General features: G+C 67.6%; 8 protein-coding genes and 2 pseudogenes. 6 read left to right on the forward strand and 4 right to left on the reverse strand.

Features of this window, described 5'->3' with window-relative positions:
* Positions 1–92: 92 nt before the first annotated feature.
* Together AC4IJH_RS42855 and AC4IJH_RS42860 are read left to right on the forward strand one after the other, a co-directional pair.
* Positions 93–1013, forward strand: a complete 921-nt coding sequence (locus AC4IJH_RS42855; protein ID WP_490857465.1) for an IS3 family transposase — start codon at positions 93–95, stop codon at positions 1011–1013.
* Between the two features lie 37 nt (positions 1014–1050).
* Positions 1051–1248: a hypothetical protein gene (locus AC4IJH_RS42860; protein ID WP_490857466.1), complete on the forward strand. Its 198-nt coding sequence runs from the start codon at positions 1051–1053 to the stop codon at positions 1246–1248.
* A 252-nt stretch (positions 1249–1500) separates the two neighbouring features.
* Here the strand turns inward: AC4IJH_RS42860 and AC4IJH_RS42865 are convergent, their stop codons facing one another.
* Positions 1501–2469: an erythromycin esterase family protein gene (locus tag AC4IJH_RS42865; RefSeq protein ID WP_490857467.1), complete on the reverse strand. Its 969-nt coding sequence runs from the start codon at positions 2467–2469 to the stop codon at positions 1501–1503.
* Positions 2470–2869: 400 nt separating this feature from the next.
* On the opposite strand from AC4IJH_RS42865, the gene AC4IJH_RS42870 reads away from it, so the two are divergent.
* Positions 2870–2998, forward strand: a complete 129-nt coding sequence (locus AC4IJH_RS42870) for a hypothetical protein (RefSeq protein ID WP_490857468.1) — start codon at positions 2870–2872, stop codon at positions 2996–2998.
* Positions 2999–3480: 482 nt separating this feature from the next.
* On the opposite strand, the gene AC4IJH_RS42875 is transcribed toward AC4IJH_RS42870, so the two are convergent.
* Positions 3481–4056 carry a hypothetical protein gene (locus tag AC4IJH_RS42875; RefSeq protein ID WP_490857469.1) on the reverse strand — a complete coding sequence of 192 codons (576 nt, stop codon included), beginning with the start codon at positions 4054–4056 and terminating at the stop codon, positions 3481–3483.
* Between the two features lie 100 nt (positions 4057–4156).
* Between AC4IJH_RS42875 and AC4IJH_RS42880 the strand changes: the two are divergent.
* The 3 genes and pseudogenes from AC4IJH_RS42880 to AC4IJH_RS42890 all read left to right on the forward strand — a co-directional run.
* Positions 4157–4516, forward strand: a pseudogene (locus tag AC4IJH_RS42880) (transposase); the annotation flags it as partial.
* A gap of 29 nt (positions 4517–4545) precedes the next feature.
* Positions 4546–5070 carry a P-loop nucleotide/nucleoside kinase family protein gene (locus AC4IJH_RS42885; RefSeq protein ID WP_490857470.1) on the forward strand — a complete coding sequence of 175 codons (525 nt, stop codon included), beginning with the start codon at positions 4546–4548 and terminating at the stop codon, positions 5068–5070.
* A gap of 116 nt (positions 5071–5186) precedes the next feature.
* Complete coding sequence (locus AC4IJH_RS42890) at positions 5187–6200, forward strand: hypothetical protein (protein ID WP_490857471.1); 1014 nt, start codon at positions 5187–5189, stop codon at positions 6198–6200.
* Between the two features lie 154 nt (positions 6201–6354).
* Here AC4IJH_RS42890 and AC4IJH_RS42895 read toward each other — a convergent pair whose 3' ends face one another.
* Together AC4IJH_RS42895 and AC4IJH_RS42900 are read right to left on the reverse strand one after the other, a co-directional pair.
* Complete coding sequence (locus tag AC4IJH_RS42895) at positions 6355–6645, reverse strand: erythromycin esterase family protein (RefSeq protein WP_490857472.1); 291 nt, start codon at positions 6643–6645, stop codon at positions 6355–6357.
* A gap of 215 nt (positions 6646–6860) precedes the next feature.
* A pseudogene (locus tag AC4IJH_RS42900) lies at positions 6861–7501 on the reverse strand (hypothetical protein); the annotation flags it as partial.

Below are 7501 nucleotides of genomic sequence, written 5' to 3' on the forward strand. Positions count from 1 at the left end.
GCCCGCCGGGTTCGGGAAGCGGTCCGGGGAAACGGTCCGGCCGAAAGGCCGGAACCGCGCCCCGGGCCGACTTTCACGGACCGTCCACTGCGATGAAGGTCGCCTACATCGACCAGCACAAGGAGACGTTCGGCGTCCAGCCGATCTGCGACGTCCTCGCCGAGACGGACGCGCCGATCGCGCCGAGCACCTACTACGCCGCCCACACCCGCCCGCCGTCGGCCCGCAGCCGGCGCGACGCCGAACTCACCGAGGAGATACGCCAGATCCACGCCGACAACTACGGCGTCTACGGGGCCCGCAAGGTCCATGCCGCTCTGGTCCGCGAGGGGCACAAGGCGGCCCGCTGCACGGTCGAACGCCTCATGCGGCAGGCGGGACTTCGTGGCGTGATCCGGGCCAAGAGCCCGCGCACCACCCGGCCCGCCCCGGAGACCGACCGGCCCGCAGACCTGGTAGAGCGGCAGTTCACCGCAACTGCCCCCAACCAGCTGTGGGTTGCGGATATCACCTACATCAGGACCTTCTCCGGCTGGGTCTACGCTGCCTTCGTCATCGACGTGTTCTCCCGCATGGTCGTCGGCTGGCAGGTCGCCACCAACCTCTACACCGACCTCGCCCTGGACGCGCTGGAGATGGCTATCTGGCGTCGTCGGCACACCGGCGTCGACCTGGCCGGACTCACGCACCACTCGGATCGCGGAGTTCAATATCGTGCCATCCGCTACACCGAACGCCTCGCCGACGAGGCGGCCGTGGCCTCCGTCGGCTCACGAGGCGACAGTTACGACAACGCTCTCGCCGAGGCGTTCAACAGCCTGTTCAAGGCCGAGCTGATCCGCAACAAGGGACCGTGGACGTCCATCAACGACGTCGAGATCGCGGTCGCCGAGTACGTCGACTGGTTCAACCAGCGCCGCCTGCACGGCGAGCTCGGACACGTCACCCCCGCCGAGCACGAGACCGCCTACTACGCGGCCGAACCCCCAGCGTCACTCCAGAAAACCAGCTAACTCACTCTCCACAAAACCCGGGGCTTGACACACCGCGGTGACCGCGTTCTGCCAGCTCTACGCGCTGAAGTACCGCGACAAACTCGGCCTGGCAGGCGAGAAGGGCACCTACACCATCAACTTCACTCTGTGGCCCTATGTTTCGACAGAAACGCTCGGGATGCGGACGGTCGAGTGGAAATACAAGGTGTCCTCCAACAGCAAGAAGACCTGGCCCGTCACCATCTGCCTGTAGCACCGCCCCGCAGTCGACCCCTCGTCCGGGGCCACGGCTGCGCTCCGCTGTGCCGCCCTCAGCAAAACACCGGCCGGCACCACAGCGTCCGGGGCCGCGCGCGAGCCTTGTGCGCCATCCCCAAGTTCGGACATTCGCCTGAGCCGAGCATCCTGCGCACCCGGCAGGAGAGGGAGGCCCCGCCCCTTTCATCGCATCACGCGATCTCGCCTTCCGGAGGGGCGAGGCCACAGCCTCGCCAAACCCATCAGATCACGGACTTACACGTCCTTCCGGACACGCCCGGAGGGGACGGACCGGGGTGATCTCTTGCGTGTGGAGGATGGCGTCGAACCAGTCTGCGAGCGATCCACCGGAAAGGTGGTAAGTGGCGTTGTCCTTGGGGTCGTAGGCAGGACCGATCACGCGGGTCTTGGCCGGGGCTTCGAGCCATGCCCGTACCGAGGCGGGACCGTTGGTGCGCAGGTCCAGGAGATAGGTGTCCAGATTGGTGCTCCCCAAGGCAGCGTCGGCGAAATCTTCCGGCGGAGAGGGTATGGGGTAGGGAGCCGTGCCGTGGTGGAACGTCAGGCCAATGGATACGTAACGTGTTCCGAAGTGCTCCCGCAGGTAGCTGCCCGTGTTCCGGTGGGTCATCGGCGGAGACGTGGGATAGGTGGTCCGTGAACTTCCGCCGGCGGTGTGTGCGAGGCCGCCCCAGTAGACGATCTTGTCGCCGGTATGTTCCTGCCAGCGGATCGTGCTCTCGGCCAGGTCCTGCTGGATACCGGCGAGGCCGTCTGGCTGGGATGTCGGTGTCCGGGGGCGGCCGAGGTCTTCGACGAAGCGGACCGGGTCATCGGGGTGCCGACGGTTGAAGGAGCGCATCCAGTGGATGACGTCGAGGATCTCCTCGGTCTGCCAAAAAGACCGGGCCTCAGTCAGCAGCACCCGCGGGTCCCCTTTCCCTGTTCTGGTGTACTCGTCGAGTCCGACCCTTGACGCGTCGTCCCCTTCCAGCATGAGTGAACGGAATCCCAGTTCCTCGACCAGCAGCCGGACGAGCCTGTGTGAGAGTGCGGACAGTTCGTGAGCCTGGCGGGTCGAGGCACCGACGGCTACGACCTGGGCATCGCGCACGATGTCGACCATCGGCAGGAGATCGGTCAACGGGGCTTCGGGATCGAGGGTGGTGAGGCGTTGGGAGCGATGCCTGATCCACTGGGTCACCGTCTCGGTCATTGCCGGACCTCCTTGATCGGAGCGATCGGTCCAGGGGCGTCCCTGGTTGCGGCAAACTCCGCACAAGCAGCCTCAGACATGAATCAAGGTTGAGGTCAAGCCGACGCATGCAACGACGTCGGCCATATGGGCCAAGCCGCCAACCGGCACACTCTCAACCAACGGATGCGCTCGCAGCTCTCCGGCTGTCTGGAGCCCCGGCCTCGACCGCGGAGGCCCGGCCGACGGCTGCGCGGCGTCCTCGCCGTCCGGGCCTGGGGCACGGCTGGCAGGTCTGCGTGCCCCGGTGCCCGGACAGCGGTGGACCGGCTGATCTCCCGCGTACCGGGCCGGCCGGCGGGCCGCCACCTGGTAGGACGCCAAGGCGTCCTTTCACCCCACGACCTGGGGGAGAGGTGCGGTGCCGGACAAGCGTCCTCGTGGTTATCAGCCGCAGTGGCGGCCGCGGCCGGCCACGCTCGAACTGCTCGCGGCCGTGGAGGCGGTCCTGGCCCGCTGCGCGCGCCAGCTGCCGCTGACGATCCGGTAGGTCTGGTACGCGCTCCTGTCGGACGGGGCGCTGATGAAGGAGGAGCGCACCTGCAAGCGGCTGGTGGAGGTCGTGGGGATGGGGCGCCGCTCCGGCCGTATTGCGGGGGATGCGATCCGGGATGACACCGAGATCGCTGTCGACCCCGTCATGTACGGGAGTCCCGGCGATTTCCGCGAGGTGCTCGTCGAGGCGGCCTGGGACTACCGGCTGGACAGGCAGGAGGGGCAGTGCGCCCGCATCGAACTCTTCTGCGAAACGGTGGGGATGGTTCCACAGCTGGCGGCCGTCGCCGACCCGTTCGGCATTCCGTGCTACTCCGGCTCGGGCTACAACACCTGCCAGGCAGGCGCGGGGCCGCCCTGCGCGCGGCCCGGGCGCCACGCCGAGGTGCGGATCATGGTGATCTCCGACTGGGACCCCTCGGGCATCCACCTGTTCACCGCGCTCGCCGAGGACGTCGTCGCCTTCGCCGCCGTCGATTACGTGCGAACCGCCTGCATCTCCGCCCGCAACTCCTCCATCCGGTCCATCAGGACTCCCAGGACCACCCGCCGGCTGTCCTCCGCTCCCTGGAAGGTGATATCGATCCGCCGCAGCACCTCCGGGTCCACGGCTCCATTCCCCTCTGGAACGTCGTCACGGACGAGGCGCAGTACCCGCCGCGCGAGCTCGATGAGTTGCCGCAGGGCGACGGTTTCAGGCGTCGGCTGCCGCATACCGCGCATCTCCGGAGTGCTGCGGGTGTGCGCAAAGTGCAGCCCGTACACCGCGCATCGGTCCGCGGCTTTCCGCGTCGCCTGTACTGCTTCCCGGAACCCGCTGAGGTCGGCAGGCTCACCCCGGCGCAGCGCCTCCCGGGCCTCGTCGAGGATGAGCAGGAGGTCGCGGGTGGCCACACGCAGGTCCATCATCCGGTCGAACTCGACTTCGTTGCGGACGCGTTGCTCCTGGCGTCGGACATGCCGACCGGTGAGGGCAGGGGCCGTGATAGTGGCCGCGCCGCCGAGGACGGCTCCGCCGAGAGCGCCGATGAGTCCGTAGATCGCTTCTGACACGAGGAACATCGTCGCGTGCAGCAGGCGGAGGCGTGCGGCATTCCGGTTAAGAAACCGTGATCAATTTCGGCGCTACGTCCTGTACCGCAACGACCTCCCGGTCATGGAGCGTGTTCGTGTCGCCCGGCTGGACGGCGGGCGTCCCCGGACTCGGTCTGACCATCTCGGCGGTGATAAGGCGTACCCCTCCCGACGCAACCGCCGCTACCTGCGACGTCGCCAGATCAAGCACACGATCCCCGAGCCGAAGAACCAGCGGGCCAACCGCCAACGCCGTGGCAGCAAGGGCGGCCGGCCCGCCGGCTTCGACAAGACGATCTACAAGCGCAGGAACGAAGTTGAGCGAACGATCAACGCGCTGAAGAGCTCCCGGGCTGTGGCCACGAGATTCGACAAGCGCGCCTACGTCTTCCACGGCACCGTCACCGTGGCTTCGATCCGCCTTTGGCTCAAGCCGTGACCACTTGGCCTTCGTGACAAGATCTGGGCGTGACGACGTTGTTCCTGACGGTTGGCCTGCCAGGGGCCGGAAAGACCACGAGAGCGCGGCAGCTGGCCAAGGAGCACAGCGCGCTGCGGCTGACGCCGGATGAGTGGATGATCCCGCTGTTCGGCGATCCGCAGCCGGAAGGGAAGCGCGATGTGCTGGAAGGACGGCTGCTCTGGCTTGGTCTGGAGGCGCTGAAGCTGGGAACGAACGTGGTCCTGGATTTCGGATGCTGGTCTCGTGACGAGAGGTCCGCGATCCGCTGGTTGGTGATGTCTGTGGGCGCGTCCTGTCACCTCGTGTACGTTCCGGTGGACCATGAGACCCAACGTGCTCGGATCGCCCATCGCCAGTCGACCACCCCCGATCGGACCTTCGCGATGAGCGAGACGGACCTCGTGCACTGGAGGACGCTGTTCGAGGAGCCCGACGCCACGGAACTCAATGGACATGAGGTTGGAGATCCGCCTCCTGGGTGGTCAGGATGGCTGGAGTGGGCCGCCGATCGGTGGCCATCGCTCGCGTGACTGTCCGGCCAACCTTGATACGGCCCAGTAACGCAGCCGTGCCAGGAACGCCGGGCCCGGAAAGATCCGCCGGACAGGCCCTAGCCACCGGACTGCAGCCCCTGGTGGAACTGCACATGGCACTGCGGGTCCTGCAGGACTTCACGCATCCGGTGCGTTTCGGCCCGTGGCGACGGCACGCCTCCACGGTCCTCGGCCCACATGTCCGCTCTCTCTTCGCACTGATTCCCTCCAGCGGCTGGGCCGTGGACTTCCTCAACCCCGCCGGACCGGGCCCCATCGATGTGCTGCTCGATACGGTGCGCAGCACACCGGTGAGCTACCTGCGCAAGGACTTGGAGGGGTGGACGGGCCTGCGTCGACGTCCTGTTCCCGGGTGGACACTGCGGCTGTGGGAGGAACCAAGGGCCTTCCAGCGTCTGGTCGGTATTCTCAGCCGCACCTACCAGCAGGTGCTTGCGCCGTACCGGCCGCAGATCGACCGGCTCGTCAGCGCCGACCACGCCTTGCGCCTGCGCCACTTCAGCGAGGACGGCATCGACGGCCTCCTGCGCCACCTCAACCCCAGATACGTCAGCTGGAAGGCACCCGTTCTGGAACTCACCACGCCAGCCGGTGACAGTGCCGACATCCGTCTGGACGGCCGCGGCCTGCTGCTGGCCCCCTCACTCTTCCGCTCCCATGAGCCGGCCATCCACTACACCGCTGAGCCCCAGCCCTGGATGACCTTCCCGCTCCGCCAGGACGAGAAGCTGGCCGTCCCTCCGCCCTTGCTCGCCGCCCGCACCCTCACCCGCACGCCCACATCGCTGACGGCACTGCTGGGACGAACGCGCGCCGCGGTCCTGTGCGCCATCGCCGACCACCCCGGCTGCACCAGGCCAACTCGCCCGCCACACCGGCATTGCCCCCGCCAGCGCCAGCGAACACGCCACCGTCCTGCGCACCGCCGGCCTCATCACCACCACCCGCCACCACCAGTCCGTACTCCACGCACTCACCCCAGCCGGAGCCACCCTGCTCAACGCATCAACCGGCACCGCAGGACACCAACCTCCGTAACCACAGACCACAGGAGACCGGGACCGACATCCTGGACGGTGGAGATAGTGGTGGCGACACGAGGGTGACAGTGATCCTGAGCGAGTGACGTGCGCGCTCATAGGAGTGGACGGTCGTCCGCCGGAGGTAGTCGACGCGCCGGTCCGAGATGCGTGCCGCGAGATCGGCAAGGCTCGCCGTCAGAGCGTCTTGTGTCTCGGGGCGCAAGTTTCCCGTAGGCGGTCAGAGCCTCGGGACAGAGAGTGATGACGGCGCTGCAAAGGCAGAGGCCGTTTCACGAATGCTTGGGGCGACCCGGAACTCGGGGTCGGCCTCTGCGAGATAGGCGATCGCGGCGTCCAGGCCGGGTACCAGTGACGTCACCGAGCCGGGCAGGTCGATGCCGTAGAAGCGGACCTGCTTCGAGGCGGTGAGATTGTGCTGCCGCATCCACTGAAGATGGGTGCGCATCTGCGTCCACAGTCCCATCAGCGACCTCTGGCGCGGACGGCAACTTCCGGTCCCACATCGCATCAGTGTTCATCTATCTGGCAGATACAAGCGATCAACTGACCGGCCCGCCAACGGGGCACGCGCTGGGCTCTCTTGCCGGACCGGGTCGCGACTGCCCGGGAGGTCTGCAGGCCCGCTCGGCCCGTTCGACTTCGTGCGTGCGCCGGTAGACCGGCCCGTTGAAGCCGGCGAGCCAGCCGGCCGAGCTGCCCTGAGGTCCTGTTGTCGCGTCGGCGTCAGTTCTCGTCCGCCACGGTGGTGAGGGCGTGGGCGATGCAGTCTTCGGGTGGGGTGTCTGCTCCGGACTTGTAGGCGACTTCGTACGCGGTGTCGCCGATGGCTTCGCGGATCCGGTGTTCGCAGGCCTGGCGGGCGGCGATGAGTTCCGGTGTTCCCATCTGCGCCAGGCCGAAGGAGAGCCAGAGGGTGTTGGCAATGCCGAGCAGTCGGGCGGCTTTCTGGGGATCGACGGCGGCGACGGCCTGGGACAGTGCGTCCAGGGCCAGAGCGGCTCCCAGGGTGTCGTGCATCCGCCATTTGATCGCGAGGGATTGGCGGGAATGCCGGATGGCCCCGGCCGGATCGCCCGTGGCCAGTGTGGCCACGGACAGGAAGTACAGGGCGTAGCCGCGCATCCACTGCTCGCCCCGCGCCTCGCACTCGCGGCGCAGGAAATTGGCCGCCATGACGGACTGGCCGAACTGGCCCAGCTGGAGGTGTGCGAACCACAGGGCGCAGTGGATCAGGAATCTGGCCGCCAGGCAGCCGCCACCGCAGTCGGGCGCTCGGGCTGCTTCCGCCAGGAGGGCGATCGAGCGCTGCGGGGCGCCGGTCATCGCCGGGTGCGTCCCTCTGAGATAGAGCGCGGGGGCGGGGG

It is taken from the genome of Streptomyces sp. UF-297, assembly GCF_058245575.1.